Genomic DNA, 284 nt, shown 5'->3' with positions numbered 1-284 from the left:
CAATGACTCGGACGCTCGTTTTGCCTATCATGCCCAGCATACGATTTTACCGAATGACCTATGTATTCGGGATTTGGGCTTTTTCTCCGTTGCCGCACTGGCCGAGATCGACGCCCGCGGAGCGTATTATATTACTCGGCTCTGTTCCGATATGAAAGTGTATATCAAGGAGAATGGCCAGTGGAAGGAATGGGATTGGGAATCCCTTGGGAATCAATTAGAGGAAGGGGAATCAGTGGAAATGGAACATGTATACATCGGACATGAACGCTTGTATGTTCCAC

1 pseudogene is annotated in these 284 nt (G+C 47.9%); it reads left to right on the top strand.

Annotated elements, in window-relative coordinates:
• Positions 1 to 284, top strand: a pseudogene (locus ETC02_RS17295) (IS4 family transposase); the annotation flags it as partial.

The organism is Geobacillus sp. DSP4a, from assembly GCF_013096875.1.
GTDB classification, from domain to species: Bacteria; Bacillota; Bacilli; order Bacillales; family Anoxybacillaceae; genus Geobacillus; species Geobacillus thermophilus.
The sequence above is the reverse complement of the archived record's forward strand: the minus strand, read 5'-3'. Positions and strand labels throughout refer to the sequence as shown.